The following is a 25,473-nucleotide window of genomic DNA, read 5'->3' as shown; positions in this document are numbered from 1 at the left end:
GACTTGGCCTGGGTTGATCAGAACTCGTGATCAGCGTTATCCGGGTTCAGGTCGCTGATACCCAGTTTGCCAGCAGCCTGCTCGATCGAGCCGGTCTGCTTGACCAGGGCGGCGATGGCGTCGCGCACGATCTGGTTGCCTGCGGTGTTGCCAGCGGCGATCAACTGGTCGTAGTGCTCACCCTTGTTGGCGTGATCGACCATGACCTGCAGCTTGGCTTCGGTCGCAGCCAGGTCCGCCTTGAGGGCGGTATCGGCAGCCGGGTCGGCCTTGGCCACCAGCGACGACAGGCTGGCGCCGGTCATCTTGGTGCCGTCGGTACGGGTGTATTCGCCCAGGTACACGTTACGCACGCCCTTGGCGTCGTAGAAGTGCGAGTTGTGGGTGTTGTCGCTGAAGCAGTCCTGCTCGTCTTCAGGCGAGTTGGCTTCCAGGGACACTTTCATCCGCTCGCCGGCCAGTTCGCCCAGCGAGAGGCTGCCCATGCCGAACAGCATTTTGCGCAGGCCGGTCTCGCCTGGCTCGGCTTCCAGGGTGGCGCGGTAGTTGTCGGCCACGTTCGGCTTCCAGTTACCGACCATTTCTTCCAGGTCGCTGACCAGCAGTTGGGTCACGGCCTTGAGGTAGGCGCGACGGCGATCGTTGTGGCCGCCGGTAGCGCCGGTGCCTTCCAGGTAGTCCGAGGCTGGACGGTTGCCAGCGCCTGGGCCGGTGCCGTTCAGGTCCTGGCCCCAGAGCAGGAATTCGATGGCGTGGTAGCCAGTGGCGACGTTCGCCTCGGAACCGCCGAGCTCGTTCAGGCTGGCGAGTTTTTCCGCGGTGATGTCTTTCACGTCAACTTTGTCTTCACCCACCTGGACTTCGGTGTTGGCGATGATGTTGGCGCTGGCACCCGGGTTACCCAGGGCGTGCTCGTAGCTCTTGTCGACGTAGTCGATCAGGCCTTCGTCCAGGGGCCAGGCGTTAACCTGACCTTCCCAGTCGTCGATGATGGTGTTGCCGAAGCGGAACACTTCGCTCTGCAGGTAAGGCACACGAGCGGCAACCCAGGCAGCCTTGGCGGCTTTCAGTGTTTCGTCGTTCGGCTTGGCGAGGAAGGCGTCGATCGCGGTTTGCAGGGTTTTCGCGGTGGATTCGGCATCGCTGTAGACGGCGAAGACGATATCGGCGTAATGCGCGACTACGGCCTTGGCAGCGGCTTCGTCGACTTTGCCTGTGGCAGCCGGAGCAGCAGGTGCTGCGGTGCTGGCGGCTGGAGTAGGCGCTTGAGGAGCAGCAGCCTTGTCTTTACCTTCGCCGCAACCGGCGAGGGAAATAGCGATGGCCAGCAAACTGGCGGTAGCCAGAGGCATACGAATCATGGCGAACATCCTGCTTCGGTAGATGAGGGACAAGCGCGGTGGACGCGCAAAACTGCGACATAATGCAAATCTTTCGCATTATGTGTAAAGGGTTGTACCTGGAAATATTTCTTATTCATCGACGCGGGATCAAGCGCGCCACGCACTTGTGTAGCAGCGGCCTCGCGGGCTCGACCGCTGCTACACGCTGCTACAGCGGGCTCAAGACGTTGCTGCGTTGCGCCTGTTTCAGGTACGCACTCAATTCCCGGGCCGGCAGCGGCTTGCTGTAGAAGTAACCCTGACCTTCGTGGCAGCCCTCAGAGATGATGTAGGCCTCTTGCTCAGCGGTCTCCACTCCCTCGGCAATCACCTGCATGCCCAGGCTTTTGCCCAACTGGATGATCGCGCGCACGATGGTGGCATCGTCATCGTCGTCCAGCAGGTCCTGGACGAAGCTCTTGTCGATCTTGATCTTGTCCAGCGGCAGGCTTTTCAGGTAGCTGAGGGAGGAGTAGCCGGTGCCGAAGTCGTCGATGGCGATCAAGGCGCCGGAGCGGCGCAGGCTGAGCAGGTGCTGGGCGGCGGTGCTGATGTCTTCCATCAGGCCGGTCTCGGTCACTTCCAGCTCCAGGCTGCGCGGCGGCAGGCGGTACATCTGCAGCAGGTTGTTGACCACCCGTGGCAGCTCGGCGTGGTGCAGTTGCACGGTGGAGAGGTTGACCGCCATGCGCAGGTCGCTGAAGCCCTGGTCGTGCCAGTCGCGCAACTGGCGACAGGCCTGGTCCAGGACCCACTCGCCGATGGCGATGATGCTGCCGTTCTGTTCCGCCAGCGGGATGAACAGGTCCGGCGGTACCAGCCCGTGCTCCGGATGCTGCCAGCGAATCAGCGCCTCGACCCCTACCACCCGGTGATCGCGATAGCTGATCTGCGGTTGATAGACCAGGAACAGCTGTTCGCGACGCAGGGCCTCGCGCAGATCCTTTTCCAGTTCGCGGCGCCGGCGCATTTCGCTGTCGACGCTGGCAATGTAGAACTGGTAGCGGTTGCGCGAGCGGGTCTTGGCCAGGGTCATGGTCTGCTCGGCTTTCTGCAACAGCTTTTCGGTGCTGTCGCCGTCCTCCGGGAACAGGGTGATGCCGATGGTGGCGCGCAGGCGGATCTCCTGATGATCAAGGGCAAACGGCTCTTCCAGGTCATCAAGAATGCTTTGCGCCAGTTCGGCGGCTTCATAGGGTTGCTCGATATCAGCCTGCACCAGGGCGAACTGGTCGCCACCCAGGCGTGCCAGCGCGCCGAGGCGACCGCTGTGGGCGCGCAGGCGGTCGGCCAGGGCCAGCAACAGTTGGTCACCGGTCTGGTAGCTGAATTGCTCGTTGATCCCCTTGAAATCGTCCAGGCCAACGCAGATCACCGCGACCCGGCGTTGCAAGCGCCCGGCATCCACCAGGATCTTGTCCAGTTGCTGCTGCAACTGCTGGCGGTTGGGCAGGCCGGTGAGAAAGTCGTACTGGGCCATGCGCAGCAGGCTGTTTTCCGCTTCATGGCGCAGATGGGTATTGCGTTCGATGGATTCGAGCAACTGATTGGCGGTATTGATCCACAGCCCCAGTTCGTTTTTCTCGTGGCCTTTGAGCTGGGGGATCTTGTGTTCGCTGGGGCGGTCGGGGTTGATGGTGGTCAGGTGCTCGATGATCCGCGACAGCGGCTTGGTCAGCAGCCAGTGATAGACCAGGTACAGCACCAGCCCCATGGCCAATGCCCGCAATACGCCGGAAATGAAGATGATCACCGAGCTGACAATAAATCCCTGGCCATAGGTGGCGGTGTCGAGGGTAATGCTCAGGTCGCCGTAGTACTCACTGTAGGGACCGCGCCCCACCAACTGGGTGGTGAAGGTGCGCTCCTTGCCCAGGATCAGGTCGGTCAGCCAGCGACTATCGGAATGCTGCAGTTCACGGCTTTTTTCCGCCAGCATGGTTTCATTGGGATGGCCGATGGAGGCCATGCGCACGGCGTCATCCTGGAACAGCCCTTCGATCACCTGCATGCCCATTTCCCGATCCAGGCTGTAGACGGCCTGGGTCGATGGGTCGCGAAACATGTCGAGGATGCGTTCGGCGTCGTTGGCCACTGCCTGGCGCGTCTTGTAGGCATCAAAGACGATCTGTGCGCAGCTCAAGACCACACCCACGATCAATGCCGACAACAGCACAACCCGGAGCAACTTCACCGACAAGCTGTTTTTGAGTTCCAGCTTCAAAGGGTAATTCCTTGTTCCGTGCGGGTAACGTCAAGATGCCATGAGTATTGGCAATCCCGTGATGGCAGTCAAAGGGACAATCGAGCCAGGTGGATGTTGTCCGCCGGCCTGGCCGCATAACCTTGGGTAAGCGGTTATTGAAGCCCATTTGTATTGTGTCGGTACGCACCTCCTGCAACTTGAGGGGCAGGGGAGAATATTTGTATTTGCTAGATGGTAGCCGCCTGCGGCGCTGGAGCAAGGGCAGGAGTGTTTTGCGTGGGGACAGGTGCCAGCCACAGGCATAAAAAAACCCGGCAGTGCCGGGTTTCTTCACAGCAAGCGGACTCAAGCGGTGAAGGTTTTGCCTTCGAACTGCTCAGCCACGAACTTCCAGTTGACCAGGTTCCAGAACGCTTCCACATACTTTGGACGCACGTTGCGGTAGTCGATGTAGTAGGCGTGTTCCCAGACGTCGCAGGTCAACAGCGGGGTGTCGCCGTTAGTCAGCGGGTTGCCGGCGCCGATGGTGCTGGCCAGGGCCAGGGAACCGTCAGCCTTTTTCACCAGCCAGCCCCAGCCGGAACCGAAGGTACCGATGGAGGTTTTGCTGAACTCTTCCTTGAACTTGTCGAACGAACCGAAAGCAGCGTTGATGGCTTCAGCCAGCGCGCCGGTTGGTTGACCGCCGGCGTTTGGCGCCAGGCAGTTCCAGTAGAAAGTGTGGTTCCACACTTGAGCGGCGTTGTTGAAAATGCCACCCGAAGAAGACTTGACGATTTCTTCCAGAGTCTTGCCTTCGAACTCGGTGCCTGGCACCAGGTTGTTCAGGTTCACGACGTAGGTGTTGTGGTGCTTGTCGTGGTGAAACTCCAGCGTTTCCTTGGAAATGTGCGGCTGCAGTGCATCGTGTGCGTAAGGCAGTGGCGGCAATTCGAAAGCCATGGTGATTCTCCTAATCAGGTCAGTTGCGGTGAGCGCAAGGCCGATCACGGGCGGCCAGACTAGCGCCGGGGAGTTTGTACTCTTTGCGGCGCAGGTGTCGGATCATAGCACCGGGGGTGCGGCATAACCACGCAACAACTGTGTGGGATAGAGGTTCCAGAGCCTTTTGCGATATTCAACTGGCGACAATTAATTGAAACGCCACCGCGAACATCATCACCGCCACCAGCAAGTCGAGAATCCGCCAGGTGCTGGGGCGAGCCAGCCAGGGAGCGAGCCAGGCCGCGCCGAGGGCCAGGGTGAAGAACCACAGCAACGAAGCACTGGCCGCGCCGACCACATAGGCCCCGGGCTCGGTCTGTTGGGCGCCGAGCGAGCCGATCAGCAACACCGTATCGAGGTAGACGTGGGGGTTGAGCAGGGTCACCGCCAGTGCGCTGAGCAGCACTGCGCGCAACGAGCGCACAGTCTGGTCCTCACCTTGTTGCAGGCTCTGTTTCGAACAGGCCCGGCGCAACGCCAGGCTGCCGTACCAGAGCAGGAACGCCGCGCCGCCCCAGCGCGCGATGGCCAGCAGGGTCGGGTTCTGCGCGAGCACGGTGGCCAGGCCAAACACCCCGGCCGCCACCAGCAGCGCGTCGCAGACCACACACAGTGCGGCCACCGGCAGATGATGTTCACGGCGCAGGCTTTGCGCCAGGACAAAGGCGTTTTGCGTGCCGATCGCCATGATCAGGCCGAACGCCACCAACAGGCCGTTTACATAGCTTTGCCACATGAGCCTTACTCCGCGTTCGCCGCCAGTTGCGTCAGTACGGTCATGGCGCGTTCTGCATCGCCCTGGCCGACAAACAGATGGTCGTGGTAGTAGCCGGCAATCACGTTGCAACTGATACCGGCCTGGCCCAGGGCCGTGGCGAAGGCGGCGGTGAGGCCGACAGCTTCCAGGGCCGAGTGCACGTTGAGGGTGATCCAGGCCGCCACGTAGTCGAAGGCCAGCCCACATTGCAGGGCGCTGGAGCGTTCGAGGATCACCGTCAGGCCTTCCTGTTCACGAAAGCTGCCGATGATTTCGCAGCCAACTGGCAGTTGCCCGTCGGCAATCGTGCAGAACACGTATTCGCCGTCGTTCAGGTGCGGGCTCATGCTGCGCAGCAAGGTGTTGAGTGAGGTTTCGCCAGCCATGTCGCTGATCCTTGGGCAAGAGTGGATGCTGGCTATTCTCCTGTTCCAAGCTGTATAAGAAAAACCAATATTGCTGATCGCTCATTAGGAAAACTGATGTTCGACTATAAATTGTTATCCGCCCTGGCTGCCGTGGTTGAGCAAGCCGGCTTCGAGCGTGCGGCGCAGGTGCTGGGACTCTCGCAGTCGGCGATTTCCCAGCGGATCAAGCTGCTCGAAGCGCGGGTCGGCCAGCCAGTGTTGGTGCGGGCCACGCCACCGGCACCGACCGAGATCGGCCGGCGTCTGCTCAACCATGTCCAGCAGGTGCGCCTGCTTGAGCGCGACCTGCAAAGCCTGGTGCCGGCGCTGGATGAAGCCGGCCTGCCCGAGCGCCTGCGCATCGCCCTCAATGCCGACAGCCTGGCGACTTGGTGGGCGGGGGCGGTGGGGGATTTTTGCGCAGAACAGCATTTGCTGTTGGATCTGGTAGTAGAGGACCAGACCGTCGGCCTCAAGCGCATGCGTGCCGGAGAAGTGGCGGCCTGCCTGTGTGCCAGTGAGCGCCCGGTGGCCGGTGCGCGCAGTGTCTTGCTGGGCGCCATGCGTTATCGGGCCCTGGCCAGTCCGGCCTTTATAAGCCGGCATTTCCCGCACGGGGTGCGAGCCGAGCAATTGGCCCGCACCCCGGCACTGGTGTTTGGTCCTGACGATTTCCTGCAGCATCGCTACTTGGCGTCCCTGGGCGTCGAGGGCGGTTTTGAGCATCATTTGTGTCCGTCTTCCGAAGGTTTCATTCGCCTGACCGAAGCGGGCCTGGGGTGGGGCCTGGTGCCGGAATTGCAGGTGCGCGAGCAACTTGAGCGCGGTGTGCTGGTGGAGTTGTTGGCAGATAAACCGATCGATGTGCCGCTGTACTGGCATCATTGGCGCAATGGTGGCCAACTGCTCGGCTTACTCACCGAGCATCTGGTGCGCTTATCCAGCCAATGGTTGGTGCCGTTGGAGCAGCGGTAAGCGTCAAGCAGCAAGCGATAAGTGAAGAGCTTGCGTACCGTTTTTAACTTGCAGCTTGTGGCTTGAAGCTTGGAACTGCATCTGTAGGAGCAATACATGAAAATTCTGGTCACCGGCGCAAGCGGCTTCATTGGCGGGCGCTTTGCGCGGTTCGCCCTGGAGCAGGGCCTGGACGTGCGGGTCAACGGTCGCCGGGCCGAGAGCGTCGAGCATCTGGTGCGCCGCGGTGCCCAGTTCGTCCAGGGCGACCTGACCGATGGGCAACTGGTGCGCGACCTGTGCGTGGACGTCGATGCCGTGGTGCATTGCGCCGGTGCGGTAGGGGTGTGGGGGCGCTATCAGGATTTCCATCAGGGCAACGTGCTGGTCACCGAAAACGTGGTCGAGGCCTGCCTCAAGCAAAACGTCCGGCGCCTGGTGCACCTGTCCTCGCCGTCGGTCTACTTCGATGGCCGCGACCACCTGGGCCTGACCGAAGAGCAAGTGCCCAAGCGGTTCAAGCATCCCTACGCGGCGACCAAGTACCTGGCCGAGCAGAAGGTCTTCGGCGCCCAGGAGTTCGGGCTCGAAGTGCTGGCCCTGCGCCCGCGCTTTGTCACCGGCGCCGGTGACATGAGCATCTTCCCGCGACTGCTGAAAATGCAGCGCAAGGGGCGCCTGGCGATTGTCGGCAATGGCTTGAACAAGGTCGACTTCACCAGCGTGCAGAACCTCAATGAGGCCATGCTCAGCTGTCTGCTGGCCAGCGGTTCGGCGCTGGGCAAGGTCTATAACATCAGCAATGGTGCCCCCGTGCCGGTGTGGGACGTGGTCAACTATGTGATGCGCCAGATGGAAGTCCCGCAGGTCACGCGGTACCGTTCCTACGGCCTGGCCTACAGCGTTGCGGCGCTGAACGAGGGCTTTTGCAAACTCTGGCCGGGGCGCCCCGAGCCGACCCTGTCGCGCCTGGGAATGCAGGTGATGAACAAAAATTTCACCCTGGACATCAGCCGCGCCCGGCATTATCTGGACTACGACCCGAAAGTCAGCCTGTGGGCGGCGCTGGATGAATTCTGTGGCTGGTGGAAGGCCCAGGACATCGGCGGACACCCCCGGCACTGAACCGAGTGACGGGTTCGGGGTCGATCAATGCGCCGAGTTCAAGGTTTATACTCGGCGTATTTAGCCATTTCTGTGGTTCCAAAAGGTTGACTCATGTCCATGCGTAACGATGCCAACGACGACTTCGATAATGTGCCGAGCCTGCGTGCCGACAGCTTCGATCACGATGACTTCCACGCCGCCGGCCCCACCCGCGAGCGCAGCAGCGTGCAGGCGCGCAGCGTCCCTGCGGTCCAGGTCAAGGGGCCAAGCACCGGCCCGTTGTGGGCGTTGGTGGGCGCGCTGTTCTTTGCGTTCATTGGCCTGGCCTGGTGGAGCTTCCAGCAGATCTCGCTGATGGAGCAGCAGTTGGTGGCCACCCAGGAAAGCTTCGCGCGCATCAGTGAGGAAGCGGCCGGGCGCTTGCAGGACATTTCCGGCAAGGTCGTCGCCAGCCAGACCAACGTCAGCAGCGACAGTGAAGCGCTCAAGTTGCAAATCAAACAGCTGGAGAGCCAGTTGCTGGAGCAGGGCCAGCAACAGCAGGGCGTGGTGGGGCAGGCGACTGACCTGGACAAACGCCTGGCACAGATCGCGGCGCAAAGCGCCGAGCAGCGTACCCTCAATAGCCAGTTGCAAAGCGAACTCAAGACCCTGGGTACCGAGGTGACCACCCTCAAGAGCACGCCGGCCGATACCAGCAAGGTCGAGGCTGAGCTTAAAAGCCTCAGTGCCGAGATCGCCGCGTTGAAGAAACAGGGTAATCCGAGCGCGGCCATCGACCGTCTGGAGCAGGAGTTGCTGGTGATCAAGAGCGAGCAGGACAATCGCCCGGCGACCCCGCAAGGCGGCGCTACAGTGGCCGAGTTCGATGCTTTCCGTGGCCAGGTCACACGCAACATCACCACCTTGCAGACCCAGATCCGCAATTTGCAGCAGCAGATCAGCACCCGTCCTTGATCGGGTCGGTTGGGTTTTGCTGAATATTCGTACATAGCCTCAAGCCGTCTACGCTCTTGAAACATCAACAAGAACGAGGGACGCGCAATGAGGTTTCTGCAAAAAGCCGTGCTGCTCGGCGGGTTACTGCTGTTGTGCCTGGGGCAGGTGCAGGCGGCGGCCAAGGTCGCCGATGAGGACAAGGCCGCGCTGGCCTTGCTGGAAAAGGCCCTGGCCTATTACCACGACCACGGGGACAAGGCGTTTGCCGCCTTCAGTCGCCAGGGTGAGTTTGTCGACAAGGACAAATACGTCTTTGTGCTCGACACCAAGGGCACGATGCTCGCCAGTGGCGGGCCGTCCTCGGCATTGATCGGGCGCGATGTGTCCGAAGTGCTCGGCCCTGATCTGCAGAAAGCCTTCAAGAACGCCTTGCTGGTGCCTGAGGGCAACGGCATCCAGACCGCCGAGTATCGCTGGCAGAATTGGGCTGACGGCAAGGTCGAGCGCAAGCGTGTGTACTACCAGCGCATCGGCCAGCGGATTCTTGCGGTCGGTTACTACCTGCCACGGGCGTCCGCCGAGCAGGCCAAGGCCCTGCTCGACAAAGCGGCGGCCGACCTGGCCAAGGATGAACAGGCCACGCTCAAATCGATCAATTCCCTGCAGGGCGGTTTCCTGCAGGACGACCTGTATGTGTTCGTGGTCAATCTCGACAATCAACGTTACCTGGCCCACGGCACCAACCTGCGCTTGATCAATACCGACTTCGGCAAGATCAAGGATCCGGAGGGCAAACCGGTGGGCGAGCCGATCCTGGCGCTGATGGCTACGCAGGATCAGGGCGAGTACCAATACCGCTGGAAAAACCCGGTTACCGGCAAGGTGGAGAACAAGCACGCCTACTTGAAAAAAGTCGGCAACCGGCTGGTGGCGGTGGGGTATTACAGTCCTTGACCCTACTTGGCGTTGTGTTCGCGGCCGCGCAGCAGTTGGTTGGGCATCGCGATGGCGGCCGCCAGTCCTAGCAGCGACACCGCCGCACTGACCATCAGCAAATGCCGGAAGGTCAGCAGCAATTCGGCGCGCAGGGCGTGCTGCGCGTCGCCCGGGGCGGCGTTCAAGCCGTCGAGCAGGACGTTGCCGGAACTGCCTTCGCTCACCAGCGATGTGCCTGCCAGGTGGGCGAAGCTGGAATCCTGCAATAGCGCCAGCAACAGGGCCGACATCAATGCCACCCCCACCGCGCCGCCGAGCGAGCGGAACAGGTTGGTGGTGCTGGTGGCGACGCCGATGTCCCGTTGCTCCACCGAATTTTGCGTGCCCACCAGCGAGGTCGGAAACTGCATGCCGGCAGCGATCCCGCTGAGCAGCATGAACAGGCTGCTGAGGAGCATCGCTTGCGGCGGGCTGTAGGCCATGCCGAGGATCGCGATCGGGGTCAGCAGCGCGCCCGTGAGGATCATCGGTTTGTAGCGTCCGGTCACCGAGGTTCGGCGCCCGGCGTAGTAGGCCCCCATCGGCAAGCCCATGGCCAGCGGCAACAGGTGCAGCGCGGCGCTGTCGGCACCGGCGCCGGTGACGCTCTGAAAGCGCAGGGGCATCAGCACGATCAGGGAGATCGCCTGGAAACTGGTGAAGAAAATCGTGCACCAGCACAGCAGAGCATTGCGGTTGGCAAACAGGTGCATCGGCAGCAGCGGTTCGCGGGCACGGCGCTCGTGCCAGACGAACAGCGCCAGGGTCAGTACCGCGCCCGCCAGCAGCCCCAGCACCTCGGCACTGCGCCAGGCGTGGCCCTGGCCAACCTGGGTGATGCCGAGCAGCAGGGCGGTCAGGCCGATGATCATCAGTAGCGTGCCGAGGTAGTCGATCAGCGGTTTGCGTTGCGGCACCGGCAAGCCTACCAGCGTGCGGTTGGCCACCAGCCAGGCGCCCAGGCCCAGGGGCAGGTTGATCAGGAATACCCAGCGCCATGACAGGTACTCGGTCATGTAGCCGCCGAGCACCGGCCCGGCAACGCTGGCCACCGCGTACATGCTGCTGAAGTAGCCCTGGTACCGGCCGCGTTCGCGCGGTGGCACGATGTCGCCGATGATTGCCTGGCTGACCGAAATCATCCCGCCGGCACCGATGCCCTGGATGATCCGCGCCAGGACCAGTTGCTCCATGCTCTGTGCCAGGCCGCACAGCAACGAGGCCAGGGTGAACAGGCCCATGCCGAACAGCATCAACTTGCGCCGACCGTAGAGGTCGCCGAGCTTGCCGTAGATCGGCACCGCCACCGTCATCGCCACCATGTAGCCGGAAATCACCCAGGCCAGCAGGCTGACGTCCTTGAACTGGGCGGAAATGGCCGGCATCGACACGGCAACGATGGTCTGGTCCAGCGCGCCGAGGAAGATCGCCAGCATCAGGGCGATCAGTACGCTGTGAATGGCCGGCTTGGGGGATTCAGGCTGATTCATGGTGGTCACGGGCAAACCCTGCGGGGGATGCCGCCAGTGTAAGTCGGTAGCAGGCTATTCGATAGCCTCGTAAGAAAGCTGATGGACGTTCTCCACGACGCCGTTGTGCGTGGTTTGCGGGTCGTTATGGCTCAAAAGCGTCACTCGGACCGGCCGGCGGGTGGTTTTTATCGATCCAGCGCTTGCATTTTTCCTTGGTGAGTCGGTCAATTAAGGAAGAACGCTGAGCCAAAACCTGTACATTTCGCCAATCGGGGCGATTTTCGCCCGTTACGCTGAGGCCTGGACTGACGTTATGAACAAGCCTGCCCTTCCTGCGATTCCGGTATTCAAACTCTATGGTGAAAGTCTGGACTGGCCGACACCGGACTTGCTGCATTGCGAAACGATCTCCCAGCGCAGTCGCGAACACCAATGGAAAATCAAACCCCACCGCCATGCCGATTTATGTCAGTTGCTGTTTGTATTCAAAGGCCAGGCAGAACTCGAAATCGAAGGCCAACTGACCCGGCTTGACGAGCCTGGCATCCAGATCCTGCCGGCGCTGTCGATCCACGGTTTTCGCTTCAGTGAGGATGTCGAGGGTTTCATCCTGACCCTGGCGGCCCCGCTGGTGGTTCATCTGCAAGCTCAACTGGGTCATTCGGTCAACGCCCTGGCCCAAGCTGAAAGTTACCTGGCGGGCGCTCAGGCCGAGTACCTCAATAGCCTGTTCGGCGCCTTGCAGGCGGAGTACAACGGCCATCAACCGGCGCGCGAGATGCTCATGCATGCTTTGGTCAGCGTGATTCTGGTCTGGGTCAGTCGCCAGGTGATCCAGCGCCGTAGCACCCACCAGCGCCCGCAGCGCGCCCGGGAATACCTCAACGGCTTCATTCAATTGGTGGAAGAGAATTATCGCCAGCACGTCAAGGTCGAGGATTTGGCCCGCCGCCTGGGAATTTCCGTGTCCCACCTCAACGGCACGTGCCGTGAGCTGGCGGGGCAGCCGGCATTGCAGATCATGCACGAGCGCCAGTTGCTCGAGGCCAAGCGCATGCTGACCTACACCAGCATGACGATTTACGAGATGTCCGATCTGCTGGGCTTTTCCGACCCGACCAATTTCACCCGGCTGTTCCGCCGCCGTGTCGGCATCTCGCCCAAGGCCTTTCGTGATCGCTTGAAGAGCGATCAAGAGGGAGCGCGGTCTACCTGAGTGCGTTCAAGGTCGCGCTGTGTGGAATGCACTGGTCAACGCCACAACTGGCCGCGACCCTGGGTTGCTGTCTGGCCTGTTCGACACGGTAGGCGGCGGTGCCATATAGCGCCAATGTGGCGGTGCAGGTAATGAAGATCGCGAAATACCGTCTGGTTTTAATGTTCATGGCATCGACCTCTGAACGAATACCCGGGGGTACTACTATCAGCATAGGTCAGTTGTGCCTGGACGCCATGAATGCTGCCTGCGTTTGTAGGCGGACATTCAGGCGATTGATGGTGCAAAGTCTTTAAAGCCCCTTATCCCATTCCGGCTCTTGCGCAAACCTCGCCACCAGGAAGTCCAGCATGCTGCGCAATGCCGCCGGCATGTGCTTGCGTGAGGCGTATACCGCGTACATGTTCAGCTGCCGTGGCTCGGCGTGAGGCAGCAGGCGCACCAGTTCGCCGCGGTGAATGTGCACATGGGCCTGGTAGCTGGGCAGCATGGCTATCCCGGCGCCGGCCATGGCGGCGCGCAGCAGGGTGCTGGCCTCGTTGGCGCTGATGTTGCCCTGCACCGGCACCGAGACTTGTTCACCCGCCTGCTCGAAGTGCCACAAGCTCTTGCCGAAGTAGGAGTGAGTCAGGCAATTGTGCAGGCTCAGGTCTTCGACCCGCTGCGGCGCCGGGTGTTCGAGCAGGTACGCCGGGGAGGCGCAGATCAGCGAGCGGCAGACAGTCAGGCGCCGGGCGATCAGGTTCGGGTCCAGGTCGTTGCTGGTGCGAATCGCCAGGTCGATGCGTTCATCCACCAGGTTCACCGTGCGGTCGAGCATTTGCAGGTCGATGCTGACCCCGGGGAAGCGCTTGACGTAGACGGCCATGGCATCGGCCAGTTGCGCCTGGCCGAACGAAGTACTGACGCTGATGCGCAGCAGGCCGCGTGGGGCGTCATCCGGCTCGCTGACGGCGGCCTGCATGTCGCTCGACAAGTCGAGCATCTGCCGGCAGCGGGGCAGGATCTCGTTGCCGGCGGCGGTCAGGCTCAGCTTGCGAGTGGTGCGGTGCATCAGCCGGGCGCCGACCCAGTCTTCCAGTTCCGCCAGGTAACGCGACACCACCGGGCGGGAGAGGTCCAGATGATCGGCGGCGGCCGACTGGCTGCCGAGGTCGACCACGCTGACGAACACGCGCATTGCTTGAAGACGATCCATGATTTGCCCGCTTTCAGAAACAAACTATGTTCAAGCATCGCATTTTTTGTAGCGAGTCAGGCAACTAAGCTCTGTCCCATCGCCAAACCCGGCCCACGGAACACGGAGCAGCACCATGATCGGTTTCAGCACCTTCAAACGCCTTTTACTGGCCACCGCCACCCTCGGTTTTGCGGCGCATGCGGCGGCCGCCAGCCCGGCATTGACCCTGGATGTGTATAACCCGGACACTGCTGCCACCTTCCCGGTGAGCTCGGTGCTGGTCAGCGGCGAAAAAGAGGCGATTCTGGTGGATGCCCAGTTCGGCAAGTCCCAGGCCCAGCAGGTGGTGGAGAAGATTCGCGCCAGCGGCAAACAGCTGACTACCATCTACATCAGCCACGGCGACCCGGATTACTACTTCGGCCTGGACACCCTGACGACGGCATTCCCCAACGCCAAAGTGCTGGCCTCGCAACCGACGGTGGATCACATCAAGGCCACGGTTGAAGGAAAACTGAAGTACTGGGGCCCCCAAATGGGCGCTGACGTGCCGGCTAAAACCATCATCCCCGGCGTGCTCAAGGGCCATAGCCTGAGCCTGGAAGGCCAGACCCTGGACATCGTGGGCCTGGACGGCAAGCAGCCGGATCGCAGCTTCGTGTGGATCCCGTCGATCAAGGCGGTAGTCGGCGGGGTGGTGGTCGCGGAAAACATCCATGTCTGGATGGCGGACACCCAGACCGCGCAGTCCCATGCCGACTGGTTGAGCACCCTGGACGGCATCGTCAAACTGCAGCCGCAGACGCTGGTTCCCGGTCACTACCTGGGTGACAGCAGCCGCTCGCTGGCCGCCGTGCATTTCACCGCCGAGTACATCAAGGCCTTTGATCAAGAAACCGCCAAGGCCAAGGACTCCACCGCGCTGATCGCTGCGATGCTCAAGCGCTACCCGAACCTGGGCGAGGAAAGCTCCCTGGAGCTGAGCGCCAAAGTCGCCAAGGGCGAGATGCAGTGGTAACTCGTCACCCTGTCATTAGCCAACCGCAATCACTGGAGCACTGTTCATGAGCAAGATCGCACTCATTGGCGCCACCGGCCGTGCCGGTAGCCAACTGCTGGAAGAAGCCCTGCGTCGTGGTCACAGCGTCACCGCCATCGCCCGCGACACCTCGAAACTCAGCCCGCGTCCGGGTGTGGTGAGCAAGAACGTGGACGTTCTCGATGCAGCCACCTTACAAGCGGCAGTGGCCGGCCACGACCTGGTGATCAGTGCCGCACATTTTGCGACCATCCCGGCCAGCGCCGTGATCGGCCCGGTGCAGGCGGCCGGGGTCAAGCGCCTGCTGGTGGTGGGCGGTGCCGGTTCGTTGTTGTTGCCAGATGGCAGCCGGGTCATCGACGCCCCGGACTTCCCGGCCGAGTACAAGGCCGAGGCCAGCGCCGGCGCGGTGTTCCTCGACACCTTGCGCCAGGAGCAAGAGCTGGACTGGACCTTCCTCTCACCGTCCGCGCTGTTCGTTGAAGGTCAGCGCACCGGGACTTTTCGTATCGGCCAGGATGACTTGCTGGTGAGTGCTGAAGGCAAGAGCTGGATTACTTTCGCCGACTATGCGATTGCAATGCTCGATGAAGTAGAGAAACACGCTTATTCCCGGCAGAGATTTACGGTAGGTTACTGATTGAATATTAAAAAAGGCCACTGAGTGTAATGCCGATCAGTTAAGCGACGCTGTCAATTGTAGGAGCGAGCTTGCTCGCGAAAAACGTCAACGATAACGCGTGTATTCAGTATAAACGCGGCGCCGTTGAGTTCTTCGCGAGCAAGCTCGCTCCTACAAAAGGGCTTAACTGATCGGCATTAGCCACTGAGTGGCCTTTTTTTTGCGCGCTTATCGGAGCCGGTGTGTGCTGTTATCGCGTCGAGTTGGGCGGAGCCGTTGAGTAGCTATAGAGTGTTTGGTCTATGTATAAGTTATTTTTAAGGGGGCGTTTTTAGAGGTCTTACAGTATTCAGGTTCAACGTCTTACGTTATCTGCTTCTGCTGGGGAATTGTGGGTAAGGGTGTTGGCGCGATACGGTGACTTGACAGTCAATGTGTTATTCGTTGCTTCAGGCAATGCATGAATAAGCATTTAAATCGTAGTCGTATTTTTAGTAGCGCGCCGGAGGATGTATGGAGCGGGAGTTAGAGTTGGCAGCTTATCAGTTGCAAATCATAGCGGAGAAAGTTGTTCCGAAGTTGGAGGGTGTTACTGATGTGGTGGAGGCCTCAAAATTAGTGCCGGTTCAGTATTTTGGGAAGCGGATGGAAAATATTGATGATGAGACGTTTATCGTAAAGAAGAGTCATGTGGTGTCAATTAAGCGCTATGTTCGTGCGGGGCTTGCCTTGCCGGTAAATATCAGTGAGGTTGAAGCTTTCCTGGGCTATCGTGAGTCGGGTTACGAAGCGCTTGACCCAGCGAGCATGCAACGGCTTCATCAGCAGATTCATCAGCATGCAATGTCATGGGCAACGCTGGAGCGTAGGACAAAGGATGTTGGCAATCACTTGGATTTGTTTGCCAGCACGTTTATCAAGTCGGGTGAAACAATTGTCGAGGTTTTGAAGGGCAGCGAAGCTTATAAAAATTTTGAGGGCAATGTTGATTCATTGAGCGAGGATGAGAAAGAAAGTTTGGCTGCCATTCCGCTTGGCAGTACCGATTCAAAACGTGTTGAAAACCTCGGCAAGGCATTGAAGTGGGCGAGAAAGGATATCGAGGTGTTCTATCTGGAGGTTGCCGACGTCAATCGGTTGGCAATAGATTTTTCACGCAAGATATCGGATGAGTTATTGATTCAGCTGGCGCAAAAGCAAAAAATTGTCGATGAGGTGCGTTTTGACAGGGACGACGAGGTCGATGCGCTTCGTGAGCAAATAAAGTCGCTTGATGAGCAGATTGCCGAAAAGCAGTCAGAGTATGACAGCCAAGTGGGATATGCTTTTACCGGGCTGGTGTTTGGTCCGATTGGACTGCTAGTGACCGGTGGTATATTTGGTGCTCAGGCGGAAGAAACAAGAGCGCAAAAAAATCAGTTGTTAAAACGTAAGGAGGACTTGGTTGGTAAGTTGTCGAAGGCTCGGTTGTCGCAAAGCCTGATTACCCTGGCGACCCGTTTTACCGATATGCGTTCATTGATGAAGGACGCCGAGCAAGGCATCAAGTGTATCGAGGATGTATTGGGTATTGTCTGGAGTAGCCTGCGTGTGTCTCTGGACGCATTTAAAGGCAATGCGACTGAGTTGGATCTGCTTTTGCTGGTGCTTAATCTTCAGGCTATTTTCGAACCGTGGAAAACCATTAAGGGGCATGCTCACGCGCTGTCAGCTGTTTTTAATCAGATTATTAAAGAATAATTAAGTTTTTTTATTCAGGGATGAATATAACTATGAATAACTATGGATTGTTGGCAGCTGGTCATTATGTGGTGCCCGATACTGCTGCGATGAGGGTCGCCAAGGACCGGCTGAATATGAGTGTGGCAGGTCAGGATTTTGATTTTCTACCCTCATTGAAAGAAAAACTCACGTTTGTCGGGGGCGAGCTGAATGACGCACATCAACAACTGTTCGACGATATCAAGATGGTTCACGCGTCATTGGCCAACACTGGGTTCGTCGCAACGTTGACCTGTATCAAGGAGGTTCGAAGCCTCACTGATTTGTCCTCCGTAGTGAAAGATCAACAAGCAGGCAAGCTCCTCAATCAAGGGGTTGAGCGGGTCAGCGCTTCGCAGGTGATGGTGGCTTCTGCCAATTGCAATCTGGCGAGGGTGGTCCGGGAGCTTGACTCGGTCAGTTTCGTTGAGTCGGTCGGTAATTTGCCTAGTACCTTCAGTTCTGAGGTGGCGACTATTGAACGGCGCATTGAGACCGACAAGGGGGACCTTGAGAAGCTCGCTGCGGAGAAGCAATTTATCGATGATGCCATTCAGCGGTTCAAGACGCCGGGCTGGCGGGCTATCGTCAAAAGCCTGCTGCCGAGCGTAGAGGAAATTCAGGGCGCGATGAAGCTGGTCGCGACAAAAAAGCCGGATAAGGAGTTCCTGCAAATGCTGCTCAACAAGCTCCAGGGAAACCTTGAGGGTGTCGACCAGGGGCGTCAGTTCACCAATTTGGCGCAAGCGAGGGATGCCGTGCGCGAGCGGACGACGATGCTGGGTGCCAGCCTCAAGTCTGACGAGTTGCAAGTCCGTGAGTTGCGACGCAAGCTCCAAGCATTGGATGAGCTGGACGCACTGGGGGCAGTGATTCGTAGTTGGCGGGAAGAAGTCGCCAAGGTCGCTTTGGCCTACACACATTTTCTCCAGGACAACATGCCTGAGTCGATAACGGATGTGGCGGCATTGGAGGCGACTGCCGAACGTTATGAGGCATTTCAGAGCTATTTGAATGCCATCAAGAAAAGCTGATTCATCAAATGAACCGAAGGTCATGCCAAGTGCATGACCTTCTTTGTTTTGCAGGCAGTGGAGCTACACCGTCGAGCGCTCATCACGTTGTTGTGCCTGCAGTATCAGCCACTCCATCAACTCGCGCAGCTGCGGCGACGGTCCCGGCTTTTGCGGGAACACCAGATAGTACGCCAGCCCCGTACGCACCTTCAGCGCGAAGGGCATGACCAGCCGTCCGGCACTCAGGTCATCGCCAATCAACGACCAGTCACCAATCGCCACCCCGGTGCCTTGAGAGGCCACCGACATCGCCAGGTCGAGGGTCTCGAAGTGCTGGCCCTTGCCCACGGTGCTGAGGTTGACGTCCGCCGCTTTCAGCCAGGCTTTCCAGTCCCGTTGATCCCGCGTGGGGTGCAACAGCAAGTGCCGGTCGAGGTCTGCCGGGCTGTGCAGCGGCACCGGGCCATCGAGCAGCGGCTGGGAGCAGACGGGCGTCAGTTGTTCATCGAACAGGCGCATCGACGCCAGCGCGCTGTCCGGTGGTGCGCCGTACATCACGGCGGCGTCGAACTGTTCGCGGTGAAAGTCCACCCCGTGATGCACCGTGGTGGTCAGCTCCACCGGCACGTCCGGACGCTCTTTCTGCCATTGCAGCAAACGTGGCAGTAGCCAGCGCATCACGCAGGTCGGGGCCTTGAGCTGCAGGGTTTCGCGGTGCGCGCCGACCTGTTCCACCGCCTCGTCGATCAAACCGAACACCTGCTGGATACGCGGCAACCATTCCTGGCCTTCGGCCGTCAGGCTCAAGCCGCGTGCCTGGCGGTGGAACAGCGCGTACCCCAGGTGTTCCTCCAGCCCGGCGATCTGCCGGCTCACCGCGCCCTGGGTGATGTGCAACTGCTCGGCCGCCCGGGTGAAGTTGCAGCACTGGGCAGTGATCAGAAACGTGTGCAGGGCGGGGAGGGGAGGAAGTCGTTTCATGGGACGCCAAGGCATGAGGTGAGGACATGGCGAGTATGACTTTTTATCGATTGTTGCGGCTACCCGCAGACCGTTCCAATAACGCCATGACTGAGCCCCGTCGTGCAGCAACCAATGTCGCGCGGGGTCAGCGTCTCAACGAACAAGAAGGGCAAAGACATGGCGACGTGCGGTGAAGTATTGGTCAAGTTACTCGAAGGCTACGGGGTCGAGCAGGTATTCGGCATTCCCGGGGTCCACACCGTTGAGCTGTATCGCGGGCTGGCCCGTTCGAGCATCAACCACGTCACGCCGCGCCACGAACAGGGCGCCGGTTTCATGGCCGACGGCTATGCCCGCACCAGCGGCAAACCCGGGGTGTGCTTCATCATCACCGGTCCCGGCATGACCAATATCACCACCGCCATGGGCCAGGCCTATGCCGACTCGATCCCGATGCTGGTGATCTCCAGCGTGCAGTCGCGCAGCCAGTTGGGCGGCGGTCGCGGCAAGCTGCACGAACTGCCGAACCAGGGTGCCCTGGTGGCAGGTGTGGCGGCGTTTTCCCATACGCTGATGTCGGCCGCCGAGCTGCCGGGCGTGCTGGCCCGGGCCTTCGCCCTGTTCCAGGCCGGGCGTCCGCGTCCGGTGCACATCGAGATTCCCCTCGATGTGCTGGTGGAAGACGCCGACGCCCTGCAAGGCAGCCAGCCGGTAAACATTACCCGCGCTGGCGCCGCGCCGTCGGCCGTGGCACAGATGAGTGAACTGCTGGCAAACGCCCAGCGTCCGCTGATTCTCGCCGGTGGCGGTTCGATCGATGCTGCCGTCGAAGTGACCCGCCTGGCCGAGCTGCTGGACGCGCCGGTGGCCCTGACCATCAATGCCAAAGGCATGTTGCCCGCAGAGCACCCCTTGCTGATCGGCTCGACCCAGTCCCTGGTGGCGACCCGCGCCCTGGTAGCGGACGCCGATGTGGTGCTGGCGATCGGCACCGAACTGGCGGAAACCGATTACGACGTGACCTTTGCCGGCGGCTTCGAAATTCCCGGGACGCTGCTGCGGGTCGACATCGACCCGGACCAGACCGTGCGCAACTACCCGCCGAAAGTCGCGCTGGTGGCGGATGCGCAATATGCCGCCCAAGCCCTGCTCGATGGCGTGGCCAAACATACCCTGGCCGAGCGCCGCAGCGACTGGGGCCAGGCCCGCGCGGCCAGCCTGCGGGCTGAACTGGCAAGTACCTGGGACGCACCGACCCTGGCCCAGACGCTGTTCCTGCAAACCGTGCAGGAGGTCTTGCCAGAGGCGGTGTTCGTCGGCGATTCAACCCAACCGGTGTACAGCGGCAACCTGACATTCAATCCGCAGCGCCCGCGTCGCTGGTTCAACTCCTCCACCGGTTACGGCACCCTCGGTTACGCTTTGCCGGCGGCCATCGGCGCCTGGCTCGGCGGTGGCCAGGCGCGCGACACCCGGCCCCCGGTGGTGTGTCTGATCGGTGACGGCGGCCTGCAGTTCACCTTGCCGGAACTGGCCAGTGCCGTGGAAGCGCGCACGCCGGTGATCGTCCTGTTGTGGAATAACCAGGGCTACGAAGAGATCAAGAAGTACATGGTCAACCGCGCCATCGAACCGGTGGGCGTCGACATCTATACCCCGGATTTCATCACCGTGGCCAAGGGCCTGGGCTGTGCGGCCCAGACCATCAATGGGCTGGATGAACTACGAGCGGCGCTGCGGGCCGCGGTGGATCGCCAGGGCCCGAGCCTGATTGAAATCGACCAGGATCAATGGCAGAAGGCGGTGTTGGCATGAGCTTCCCGATCACCCAGGACGGTTTGTACATCGATGGCCAATGGACGGCGGGCAGCGAACACCTGCGGGTCATCAACCCGGCGACCGAAGCCCTGTTGACCACGGTCAACGGCGGCGACGAAACGGCGGTGGATCGCGCACTGAGTGCCGCCACCGCGGCCTTTGCCCAATGGTCGAACACCTCGGGCGCCGAACGCGGGGCGATCCTGCGCCGCATTGCCTCGGGCGTGCAGGCAGGCCGTGAACGGCTGATGTACCTGCAGTCGAGCAACAACGGCAAACCGCTGTTTGAAGCCGGGATCGACGTCGATGACGTGATCGCCACCTTCGAGTACTACGCCGGCCTGGCAGAGGCGCTGGACGCCAGTCAGGACCGCCCGCTGGAGCTGCCGAGCGAGGCGTTTGCCGCCCGCGTGCGCCGGGAACCCTGCGGCGTGGTCGGGCTGATCGTGCCGTGGAATTTCCCCATGGTCACCACCGCCTGGAAACTCGCACCGGCCCTGGCCGCCGGTTGCTGCGTGGTGCTCAAGCCCTCCGAGGTCACTCCGCTGCCGGAGCTGGAACTGGCGGCGATCATCGCCCGGAGCGGCTTGCCCAACGGCGTGTTCAACCTGGTCTGCGGCACAGGCCTGGCGGTGGGGGCACCGCTGTCGGGCGATCCGCGGGTGGCGAAGATTTCCTTCACGGGCAGCAACGCGGTGGGCGTCCAGGTCATGCAACGTGCGGCTGAAACCATCAAGGGGGTGAGCCTGGAACTGGGCGGTAAATCGTCGTTGCTGGTGATGGCCGACGCCGACCTCGACCTGGCGGTGGAGCTGGCCAGTGGCGGCGGATTCTTCAACGCCGGGCAGATGTGCTCCGCCACCAGCCGGGTGCTGGTGGCCGATGCACTGGCGGATGAGTTCCTGCAACGCCTGAAGGACCGTGCCGAGTCGATCCGCGTGGCTGAGCCGTTCGACCCCGAGGTGGAGATGGGCGCGCTGGTCAATCAGGCGCAATACCAGCGAGTGCTGGGCCATATCGATCGCGGCCTGAGCGCCGGTGCGCGGCTGGTGTGTGGTGGCGGGCGTCCGGCGGACCTGCCGCGCGGGTATTTTTTGCAGCCGACGGTCTTCACCGACGTGCCCCTGGACAGTGCGCTGTGGTGCGAGGAGATCTTTGGGCCGGTGCTTTGCGTGCGCCGTTTTGCCAGTGAGCAGGAAGCCATCGCGCTGGCCAACGACAGTCAGTTCGGCCTGGTGGCCAGTGTCGTCAGCGGCGATGCGAGCGCTGCGCAGCGGGTCGCCGACGCGCTGCAGGCGGGGCTGGTGTGGATCAACACACCGCAAGTGATCTTCCCGCAGGCCGCCTGGGGTGGCTACAAGCAGAGCAGTCTCGGTCGCGAGTTGGGGCCGTGGGGGTTGCAGGCATTCCAGGAAATAAAACACGTGATTCGCGCCGTCTGACTGCCCGAAAACGGGCCCTGCATACCTCGTCACGAGGCATGCGTGCGGGACATGGCACCAATGATTTTTTTTCGATTGTTGCGCTCAGGGCGTGACCTCAGGATGAACCCGCCGACATCGCCAAAGCCCTTGTAGCACAGGGGTTTGCAGCGATCGAACAGCGCGGTCGCAAGGGATGCAGCCACCTCAAATCAACAACAATAGAGGGAGTCCTTCATGGGCGAGCATGATCTGAACAGAAGACAATTCATCAAGACCGTTGGGGTCGCCTCGGTGGCGGCCGCCGCCATGAGCATGCCGTTCATCCGCGCCAACGCCAGTGATACGCGCTTTCAAGGCAAGACCTTGCGTCTATTGACCTGGTCCGATGACACCGGCCTTGCGGCACTGCGCAACATCGCCGCGACCTTCGAGGCCAAGACCGGCGCCAAGGTCATCGCCGACCGCACCGGCAGCACTTCGGAAATGGTCGCCAAGCTCAAGGCTGGTGGTGATCGCCCGCAGTACGACATCATCACCCTGGCCGGAGTCGGTGCCGAAGGCCTGGCCGCCGCCGGCCTGCTGGAAAAACCCGACCTCAACCGGATTCCCAACCTGCTCGACGTGCCGGAGAAATACCGTACTGGCGCCAACGGCCACGGCATTGGTTACCTGTTGTGGTGCAACAGCCTGGTCTACAGCACCCGCACCCTGAGCGAAGCGCCAACCAGCTACGCCGCGTTGTGGGATGCGGAGCTGGCGCCGAATATCTTCCTGCCGCCGCCGAACTGGACCGAGGCCATGGACCTGATCATCATCGCCGCGAAACTGGCCGGCGGTGATGAGCACAACATCGAGCCGGGTTTCAAGAAGCTCGCCGAGCTCAAGGACCGGGTAGTGACCCTGGGGGAAAACCCCAACCAGATCGCCGAGCTGTTCCGCACCGGTTCCCTGGACATGGGTGGGCTGTACGCCCCGGCGTTTTTCCCCAAGCAGATCCGCGATCCGGCCTACGGCCTGGGCGCCACTTTTGGCATGAAGGAAGGTTTCTATACCGACCTGATGCTGTCGGTGATGCCGAAGAACCGTCCCGGCGACACCGACCTGGCCTACGCCTTCATCGACCACTCTTTGGACCCGCTGGTCCAGGGCAAGATGGCCGAAGACATCTTCAACGGCCCGGTCAACGCCAAGGCCATCATCTCTGCCGAGGCCCGCAAGAGCCCATTCATCCTGACGCCGGAGCAGATTGCCGAGAAGGCGATCATGCACGACAACGCCTTCCTGGCGAGCGTGCATGACCAATGGATTCGTCGTTACACGGAAATCTTTTCTTCCTGATCTGAATCGCGGGGAGGTTCTTCGAACCTCATCGCTGGCAAGCCAGCTCCTACAAGAATCATGCACGACCTGTGGGAGCTGGCTTGCCAGCGATCGAGTGCGCAGTACTCGCCATGCCCCGATCTTCCATTGACGAGATCATTGCTATGGAACACCAACCCCTGACCCACCCGGTCGGCGCAGCAGTCGTGCGCCCGAACCGGGGTGTATCGCCGACGGCGCGTGCCTGGTTTTTTCTCTCGCCCTCGATGCTGTTCCTCGGTGTGCTGATCATCGCCAGCCTGCTGGTGCTGCGCATGAGCGTGGGCACCAAAGGTGCGGAGTGGAGCGGTTTCAGCCTGGCCAGTTACGCCCAGTTGCTGGAACCCTATTACCTAAAGTCCTTGCTGCTGACCCTGCGCCTGGCGCTGATCAGCGCGGTGATCACCGTGTTGCTGGCGATCCCGGTGGCCTACACCATGTCGCGCCTGACTTCGCCTTTGCTACGGCGGGTGTTCCTGGCGGCGGTGCTGTTGCCGTTGCTGGTCAACCTGCTGCTGCAAAGCTATGGCTGGCTGGTGATTCTCGGCCCAGGCGGGATGCTCAACCAGGCCTTGATGGGCCTGGGCCTGATCAAGCGGCCGATCATGCTGCTGTACAACCAGAGCGGCGTGTTGATGGGCCTGGTGCAAACCGCGTTCCCCCTGGCTGTGCTGCCGATCGCCAGCGCCATGCGTGGGGTTGCCCGGACCTATGAAGAAGCCGCGGCGACCCTCGGTGCCAGCCGCTTGCAGGTGTTTCGCCAGGTGGTGCTGCCCATGAGCCTGCCCGGCATCATTACAGGTGCGACCCTGGTGTTTGCCTACAACGCCAGTAGCTTCGTGGTGCCCTTGCTGCTCGGTGGCCGCCGCGTACCGATGCTGGCGGTGATGGTGCACGACCAGATCGCCCCGCTGATGAACTGGCCCGCAGCGTCTGCCGCCGGCGTGGTGTTGATTGTCACTACGCTGGCGATCATGACTCTTTCTGAATACATCACCGGCCGTCGCCGGCGCATGCTGGAGGCTTCGTTATGAGTCGTTTGTTCAAGCCACGCCAGGCGCTGTTGCCGGGCGACACCGGCAAGCTGGCGGGAGTGTTGTCCGGTTGCATCCTGCTGCTGGCGGTGTTGCCAATCCTGACAATGATCGTCATGTCGTTCAGTGGCGCGTCGAACCTCGACTTCCCGCCCAGCAGCTACAGCCTGCAATGGTACAAGGCCGCCTGGCACACCTTTGTCTCGCCGGATGCCAGCGATGTGCTGAGCCTGGGCAAGGCCATGACCACCAGCTTGATGGTGGCGTGCCTGACCATGGTGTTCGCTACCTTGATCGCAGTGCCCGCGGCCTATGCCCTGACCCGTTGCGAGTTCCGCGGCAAGGCGGTGGCCCTGCAACTGATGTCGTTGCCGCTGGTGTTCCCGATGGTGGTGCTGGGCTTGGCCTTGCTGCTGGTATTCGACAGCCTGCCGTTCCAGATGACCACCTCGCGGTTGGTGATTGCCCACGTGATCCTGGCCTTGCCCTTCGTGGTGAAGAACTGCACGGCGGCAATGCTGTCGATCGGCAGTGAAGTCGAAGAGGCGGCGCAGATGCTCGGCGCCTCGCCGACCCGGGCGATTGTCGATGTGGTGGTGCCCATGATGAAGTCGGGGATCCTGGCCGGGATGCTGCTGGCGTTCATCGTCTCGTTCAACGAGTTCACGGTGACCTACTTCCTCTACACCATCGATGTCATGACCGTGCCGATCTGGATGTACAGCCGCACGGTGTCATCGCTGGACCCCACCGTTTTTTCGTTTGCCGTGCTGATCGTACTGATCGACTTCGTCCTGATCTGGGCGTTGGAGAAGCTGGTGGGCGAAGGCGGCGTTTCCTTCTGATTGCTTGAGGTGA

The 25,473-nt window shown here is 61.0% G+C and carries 22 protein-coding genes; 14 read left to right on the top strand and 8 right to left on the bottom strand.

What is annotated here, in order from left to right:
• Nucleotides 1-17: 17 nt before the first annotated feature.
• The 5 genes from ACM6IP_RS23190 to ACM6IP_RS23170 form a co-directional block, all read right to left on the bottom strand.
• Nucleotides 18-1,361: an imelysin family protein gene (locus ACM6IP_RS23190; protein WP_095165869.1), complete on the bottom strand. Its 1,344-nt coding sequence runs from the start codon at nucleotides 1,359-1,361 to the stop codon at nucleotides 18-20.
• 190 nt (nucleotides 1,362-1,551) lie between these two features.
• A complete protein-coding gene (locus tag ACM6IP_RS23185; RefSeq protein WP_095165867.1) occupies nucleotides 1,552-3,606 on the bottom strand; it encodes a putative bifunctional diguanylate cyclase/phosphodiesterase in 2,055 nt (684 codons plus the stop codon).
• 327 nt (nucleotides 3,607-3,933) lie between these two features.
• Nucleotides 3,934-4,530: a superoxide dismutase gene (locus tag ACM6IP_RS23180; protein ID WP_095165865.1), complete on the bottom strand. Its 597-nt coding sequence runs from the start codon at nucleotides 4,528-4,530 to the stop codon at nucleotides 3,934-3,936.
• Nucleotides 4,531-4,705: 175 nt separating this feature from the next.
• Nucleotides 4,706-5,308 carry a LysE/ArgO family amino acid transporter gene (locus ACM6IP_RS23175; protein ID WP_095165863.1) on the bottom strand — a complete coding sequence of 201 codons (603 nt, stop codon included), beginning with the start codon at nucleotides 5,306-5,308 and terminating at the stop codon, nucleotides 4,706-4,708.
• 5 nt (nucleotides 5,309-5,313) lie between these two features.
• Nucleotides 5,314-5,715: an ACT domain-containing protein gene (locus ACM6IP_RS23170; protein ID WP_095165862.1), complete on the bottom strand. Its 402-nt coding sequence runs from the start codon at nucleotides 5,713-5,715 to the stop codon at nucleotides 5,314-5,316.
• A 96-nt stretch (nucleotides 5,716-5,811) separates the two neighbouring features.
• On the opposite strand from ACM6IP_RS23170, the gene ACM6IP_RS23165 reads away from it, so the two are divergent.
• The 4 genes from ACM6IP_RS23165 to ACM6IP_RS23150 all read left to right on the top strand — a co-directional run bounded on the left by ACM6IP_RS23165 (nucleotide 5,812) and on the right by ACM6IP_RS23150 (nucleotide 9,690).
• Nucleotides 5,812-6,711, top strand: a complete 900-nt coding sequence (locus tag ACM6IP_RS23165; RefSeq protein ID WP_414862348.1) for a LysR family transcriptional regulator ArgP — start codon at nucleotides 5,812-5,814, stop codon at nucleotides 6,709-6,711.
• Nucleotides 6,712-6,807: 96 nt separating this feature from the next.
• Nucleotides 6,808-7,815: an NAD-dependent epimerase/dehydratase family protein gene (locus ACM6IP_RS23160; RefSeq protein ID WP_095165858.1), complete on the top strand. Its 1,008-nt coding sequence runs from the start codon at nucleotides 6,808-6,810 to the stop codon at nucleotides 7,813-7,815.
• Nucleotides 7,816-7,908: 93 nt separating this feature from the next.
• A complete protein-coding gene (locus ACM6IP_RS23155; protein ID WP_414862347.1) occupies nucleotides 7,909-8,754 on the top strand; it encodes an ATPase in 846 nt (281 codons plus the stop codon).
• Between the two features lie 87 nt (nucleotides 8,755-8,841).
• Entirely contained in the window at nucleotides 8,842-9,690 is an 849-nt protein-coding gene (locus ACM6IP_RS23150) for a cache domain-containing protein (protein WP_095165857.1), read from the top strand.
• A gap of 2 nt (nucleotides 9,691-9,692) precedes the next feature.
• Here the strand turns inward: ACM6IP_RS23150 and ACM6IP_RS23145 are convergent, their stop codons facing one another.
• On the bottom strand, nucleotides 9,693-11,210 hold the full coding sequence (locus ACM6IP_RS23145) for an MDR family MFS transporter (RefSeq protein ID WP_414862346.1): 1,518 nt from the start codon (nucleotides 11,208-11,210) through the stop codon (nucleotides 9,693-9,695).
• A gap of 286 nt (nucleotides 11,211-11,496) precedes the next feature.
• On the opposite strand from ACM6IP_RS23145, the gene ACM6IP_RS23140 reads away from it, so the two are divergent.
• Nucleotides 11,497-12,399 carry a helix-turn-helix domain-containing protein gene (locus tag ACM6IP_RS23140; protein ID WP_414862345.1) on the top strand — a complete coding sequence of 301 codons (903 nt, stop codon included), beginning with the start codon at nucleotides 11,497-11,499 and terminating at the stop codon, nucleotides 12,397-12,399.
• 292 nt (nucleotides 12,400-12,691) lie between these two features.
• On the opposite strand, the gene ACM6IP_RS23135 is transcribed toward ACM6IP_RS23140, so the two are convergent.
• Entirely contained in the window at nucleotides 12,692-13,597 is a 906-nt protein-coding gene (locus ACM6IP_RS23135; protein WP_320332916.1) for a LysR family transcriptional regulator, read from the bottom strand.
• A 115-nt stretch (nucleotides 13,598-13,712) separates the two neighbouring features.
• Between ACM6IP_RS23135 and ACM6IP_RS23130 the strand changes: the two genes are divergently transcribed.
• The 4 genes from ACM6IP_RS23130 to ACM6IP_RS23115 all read left to right on the top strand — a co-directional run bounded on the left by ACM6IP_RS23130 (nucleotide 13,713) and on the right by ACM6IP_RS23115 (nucleotide 18,035).
• Nucleotides 13,713-14,597: an MBL fold metallo-hydrolase gene (locus ACM6IP_RS23130; protein WP_414862344.1), complete on the top strand. Its 885-nt coding sequence runs from the start codon at nucleotides 13,713-13,715 to the stop codon at nucleotides 14,595-14,597.
• 46 nt (nucleotides 14,598-14,643) lie between these two features.
• Nucleotides 14,644-15,258 carry an NAD(P)-dependent oxidoreductase gene (locus ACM6IP_RS23125; protein WP_414862343.1) on the top strand — a complete coding sequence of 205 codons (615 nt, stop codon included), beginning with the start codon at nucleotides 14,644-14,646 and terminating at the stop codon, nucleotides 15,256-15,258.
• Nucleotides 15,259-15,753: 495 nt separating this feature from the next.
• On the top strand, nucleotides 15,754-16,980 hold the full coding sequence (locus tag ACM6IP_RS23120) for an alpha-xenorhabdolysin family binary toxin subunit A (RefSeq protein ID WP_401126338.1): 1,227 nt from the start codon (nucleotides 15,754-15,756) through the stop codon (nucleotides 16,978-16,980).
• 32 nt (nucleotides 16,981-17,012) lie between these two features.
• The gene (locus tag ACM6IP_RS23115; RefSeq protein ID WP_414862342.1) at nucleotides 17,013-18,035 is read left to right on the top strand and encodes an alpha-xenorhabdolysin family binary toxin subunit B; all 1,023 of its coding nucleotides are present in this window, start codon (nucleotides 17,013-17,015) and stop codon (nucleotides 18,033-18,035) included.
• Nucleotides 18,036-18,098: 63 nt separating this feature from the next.
• Here ACM6IP_RS23115 and ACM6IP_RS23110 read toward each other — a convergent pair whose 3' ends face one another.
• Nucleotides 18,099-18,998 carry a LysR substrate-binding domain-containing protein gene (locus ACM6IP_RS23110; RefSeq protein ID WP_414862341.1) on the bottom strand — a complete coding sequence of 300 codons (900 nt, stop codon included), beginning with the start codon at nucleotides 18,996-18,998 and terminating at the stop codon, nucleotides 18,099-18,101.
• A gap of 159 nt (nucleotides 18,999-19,157) precedes the next feature.
• Here ACM6IP_RS23110 and ACM6IP_RS23105 point away from each other — a divergent pair, with 159 nt between their 5' ends.
• From ACM6IP_RS23105 to ACM6IP_RS23085, 5 genes are all read left to right on the top strand, one after another.
• Nucleotides 19,158-20,795, top strand: coding sequence for a 5-guanidino-2-oxopentanoate decarboxylase (locus ACM6IP_RS23105; protein ID WP_414862401.1), 1,638 nt, complete (start codon nucleotides 19,158-19,160; stop codon nucleotides 20,793-20,795).
• Complete coding sequence (locus ACM6IP_RS23100; protein ID WP_414862340.1) at nucleotides 20,792-22,240, top strand: aldehyde dehydrogenase family protein; 1,449 nt, start codon at nucleotides 20,792-20,794, stop codon at nucleotides 22,238-22,240. Before ACM6IP_RS23105 ends, ACM6IP_RS23100 begins: the two co-directional genes overlap by 4 nt.
• A gap of 216 nt (nucleotides 22,241-22,456) precedes the next feature.
• A complete protein-coding gene (locus ACM6IP_RS23095; RefSeq protein WP_095165834.1) occupies nucleotides 22,457-23,560 on the top strand; it encodes an ABC transporter substrate-binding protein in 1,104 nt (367 codons plus the stop codon).
• A gap of 146 nt (nucleotides 23,561-23,706) precedes the next feature.
• Complete coding sequence (locus ACM6IP_RS23090) at nucleotides 23,707-24,615, top strand: ABC transporter permease (protein ID WP_414862339.1); 909 nt, start codon at nucleotides 23,707-23,709, stop codon at nucleotides 24,613-24,615.
• Entirely contained in the window at nucleotides 24,612-25,460 is an 849-nt protein-coding gene (locus ACM6IP_RS23085) for an ABC transporter permease (RefSeq protein ID WP_320332910.1), read from the top strand. Before ACM6IP_RS23090 ends, ACM6IP_RS23085 begins: the two co-directional genes overlap by 4 nt.
• The last annotated feature ends 13 nt before the right edge of the window (nucleotides 25,461-25,473 follow it).

It is taken from the genome of Pseudomonas sp. IT-P176 (assembly GCF_949767245.1).
Classification (GTDB): Bacteria; Pseudomonadota; Gammaproteobacteria; order Pseudomonadales; family Pseudomonadaceae; genus Aquipseudomonas.
The sequence above is the reverse complement of the archived record's forward strand: the minus strand, read 5'-3'. Positions and strand labels throughout refer to the sequence as shown.

What these genes read in the sequence shown, in the direction of transcription:
- ACM6IP_RS23190 (WP_095165869.1), bottom strand. Translation starts at nt 1,361, where the DNA reads ATGATTCGTATGCCTCTGGCTACCGCCAGTTTGCTGGCCATCGCTATT.
- ACM6IP_RS23180 (WP_095165865.1), bottom strand. Translation starts at nt 4,530, where the DNA reads ATGGCTTTCGAATTGCCGCCACTGCCTTACGCACACGATGCACTGCAG.
- ACM6IP_RS23175 (WP_095165863.1), bottom strand. Translation starts at nt 5,308, where the DNA reads ATGTGGCAAAGCTATGTAAACGGCCTGTTGGTGGCGTTCGGCCTGATC.
- ACM6IP_RS23170 (WP_095165862.1), bottom strand. Translation starts at nt 5,715, where the DNA reads ATGGCTGGCGAAACCTCACTCAACACCTTGCTGCGCAGCATGAGCCCG.
- ACM6IP_RS23165 (WP_414862348.1), top strand. Translation starts at nt 5,812, where the DNA reads ATGTTCGACTATAAATTGTTATCCGCCCTGGCTGCCGTGGTTGAGCAA.
- ACM6IP_RS23160 (WP_095165858.1), top strand. Translation starts at nt 6,808, where the DNA reads ATGAAAATTCTGGTCACCGGCGCAAGCGGCTTCATTGGCGGGCGCTTT.
- ACM6IP_RS23155 (WP_414862347.1), top strand. Translation starts at nt 7,909, where the DNA reads ATGTCCATGCGTAACGATGCCAACGACGACTTCGATAATGTGCCGAGC.
- ACM6IP_RS23150 (WP_095165857.1), top strand. Translation starts at nt 8,842, where the DNA reads ATGAGGTTTCTGCAAAAAGCCGTGCTGCTCGGCGGGTTACTGCTGTTG.
- ACM6IP_RS23140 (WP_414862345.1), top strand. Translation starts at nt 11,497, where the DNA reads ATGAACAAGCCTGCCCTTCCTGCGATTCCGGTATTCAAACTCTATGGT.
- ACM6IP_RS23135 (WP_320332916.1), bottom strand. Translation starts at nt 13,597, where the DNA reads ATGGATCGTCTTCAAGCAATGCGCGTGTTCGTCAGCGTGGTCGACCTC.
- ACM6IP_RS23130 (WP_414862344.1), top strand. Translation starts at nt 13,713, where the DNA reads ATGATCGGTTTCAGCACCTTCAAACGCCTTTTACTGGCCACCGCCACC.
- ACM6IP_RS23125 (WP_414862343.1), top strand. Translation starts at nt 14,644, where the DNA reads ATGAGCAAGATCGCACTCATTGGCGCCACCGGCCGTGCCGGTAGCCAA.
- ACM6IP_RS23120 (WP_401126338.1), top strand. Translation starts at nt 15,754, where the DNA reads ATGGAGCGGGAGTTAGAGTTGGCAGCTTATCAGTTGCAAATCATAGCG.
- ACM6IP_RS23115 (WP_414862342.1), top strand. Translation starts at nt 17,013, where the DNA reads ATGAATAACTATGGATTGTTGGCAGCTGGTCATTATGTGGTGCCCGAT.
- ACM6IP_RS23110 (WP_414862341.1), bottom strand. Translation starts at nt 18,998, where the DNA reads ATGAAACGACTTCCTCCCCTCCCCGCCCTGCACACGTTTCTGATCACT.
- ACM6IP_RS23105 (WP_414862401.1), top strand. Translation starts at nt 19,158, where the DNA reads ATGGCGACGTGCGGTGAAGTATTGGTCAAGTTACTCGAAGGCTACGGG.
- ACM6IP_RS23100 (WP_414862340.1), top strand. Translation starts at nt 20,792, where the DNA reads ATGAGCTTCCCGATCACCCAGGACGGTTTGTACATCGATGGCCAATGG.
- ACM6IP_RS23095 (WP_095165834.1), top strand. Translation starts at nt 22,457, where the DNA reads ATGGGCGAGCATGATCTGAACAGAAGACAATTCATCAAGACCGTTGGG.
- ACM6IP_RS23090 (WP_414862339.1), top strand. Translation starts at nt 23,707, where the DNA reads ATGGAACACCAACCCCTGACCCACCCGGTCGGCGCAGCAGTCGTGCGC.
- ACM6IP_RS23085 (WP_320332910.1), top strand. Translation starts at nt 24,612, where the DNA reads ATGAGTCGTTTGTTCAAGCCACGCCAGGCGCTGTTGCCGGGCGACACC.